Below are 2,023 nucleotides of genomic sequence, written 5' to 3'. Positions count from 1 at the left end.
AAATGAAATTACGAATTATTTTGGATTGGAGTAAAAAATAATACGGAATATATTGACTTAAATTTGGAGGTAATTTAAAAAATGAAAAGTTGCAATGACATGTTATATTATGTTAATAAGAATAATTATAATGATGAAGAATTTAAAGAATTAATATCAAAGCATAAAAATATAAGATTCGTATCTTTAGTAGGAGTAGACTTAGGAGGGAATGCAACTGATGAAAAAATTCCTATAGAGTTTTTTTTAGACGATGTAGAAGGATTTTTAAAGTCAGCTATACAAACAGATGGATCTTCTGTTGAATTGTATGATATAGCAACATTAAATAATGCAAAAGTTGATTTAATGCCAGATGTTAATTCAAAATGGTATGTTGATTATAATTTAGAACATATAGATGAAGATACTAATCTTCCAATAGGAACATTAAAAATACCAGCATTTTTAATTCATGACAATAAAAAAGTTTGTTCTAGGGGAATATTACAAAAGGCTGAAAGAAACTTTAAAAAATCTTTACTTGATTTGTTTAAAGAATATCCTCATTTAATAAATAATATAGGTATAGATAGTATAGATGATATAGAGGATATACTTTTAACAGCAGCTACAGAATTAGAGTTTTGGGTAAATACACCAGAAGATAAGGCAGACTTAGAAAAATTAGCAGTATCTCAAAGCTTAAAAGAACAATATTGGAAAAGAACTCATGGAATAATAAGAACATGTCTAGAGAAATCTTTAATTAAGTTACAAAAGTTAGGTATAAGTCCAGAAATGGCTCATAAAGAAGTTGGTGGTATACAAAGTTCAATAAGCATAGAAGGTAAAACAAATCATGCTATGGAGCAATTAGAAGTATCTTGGAAGTTCGATTCACCACTTAGAGCAGCAGATAACCAATTAATAGTAAGAGAAGTAATAGAAGATATATTTACTATGAACGGATTAGAAGTAACATTTAAAGCTAAGCCAATATTCGGAGTAGCAGGAAGTGGCGGTCATGCCCATATAGGAGCAAGTGTTAAATTAAAAAATGGAAAAATTCAAAACTTATTTGCTCCAAAAGACATGAAACAAGATTATTTAAATGAAATAGGATACGGAGCTTTAATGGGATTACTTCATAACTATGAAGTGTTAAATCCAATTGTAACTTGTACAAATGATGGATTTGAAAGATTGGTACCAGGCTTCGAAGCCCCTGTTTGTATAGTAACGTCTCTTGGTCATACTTATGAGGTTCCCTCAAGAAATAGATCTGTACTTGTAGGCCTTGTAAGAGATGCTAAAAATCCAAAATCTTTGAGATTTGAACTTAGATCACCAAACCCTCTTTCAAATGCTTATTTAGTAATAGCAGGATGTTATCAAACTATGTTAGATGGGATTATAGCTACTGCTAAAAGTAAGTTAACAACTAAAGAGCTAGAAAAAGAAATATCTAAGGACTTAGGAGAAGAAAGTTTCTATTTAGAAAAAGATAGAGTATACAGAGATGAAAATGATGTATTTGAATATTATAATGAAGAAGAAAGAAATGTAAGATTTGGTGAACCACCTGCAACAGTATATGAAAATATGAGAAACTTCAAAAAGTATGAAGAGAAGCTTAAATCATTAAAAAATGGAAATGTATTTTCAGACAGTATAATTAACTCTTTTAGAACAGGTGCTATAGATAAGTGGAAGAAAGAATTAAGATTTAGAATTATACATGATCATATGGATAGATTAAGAAGCTATGTAAAGTTACATACGAAAGAAAATATGGATGCTTTAGATGAAGTAAATTGGAATGCAATTACAGAGCTAAAAACAAAAGTAATGAAAGATACTTTAACAAATAAATGCTTATTTACAAAGATTATTGAAGCTATAGAAAATAAAGATTACGAGACAGTATCAAACCTTCAAAAGGAACTTAGCCATGATATGAAGAAACTTCAATCCTTATATATAGATTATGCTAAAAATATATTTTAATATAAGTTTTATTATTGTTAAAAATACTGTGGAT

General features: G+C 28.4%; 1 protein-coding gene. It reads left to right on the top strand.

What is annotated here, in order from left to right; genetic code table 11:
* The first annotated feature begins 81 nt into the window (after positions 1-81).
* Entirely contained in the window at positions 82-1,989 is a 1,908-nt protein-coding gene (locus NSA58_RS19570) for a type I glutamate--ammonia ligase (protein WP_039680048.1), read from the top strand.
* Positions 1,990-2,023 lie beyond the last annotated feature (34 nt).

It is taken from the genome of Terrisporobacter muris, assembly GCF_024621905.1.
In the GTDB taxonomy this organism is placed as follows: domain Bacteria; phylum Bacillota; class Clostridia; order Peptostreptococcales; family Peptostreptococcaceae; genus Terrisporobacter; species Terrisporobacter muris.
This window is presented reverse-complemented; position numbering and strand designations above follow the sequence as displayed.

Bases quoted from the DNA above. Each gene is read 5' to 3' on its own strand.
- NSA58_RS19570 (WP_039680048.1), top strand. From the start codon at position 82: ATGAAAAGTTGCAATGACATGTTATATTATGTTAATAAGAATAATTAT.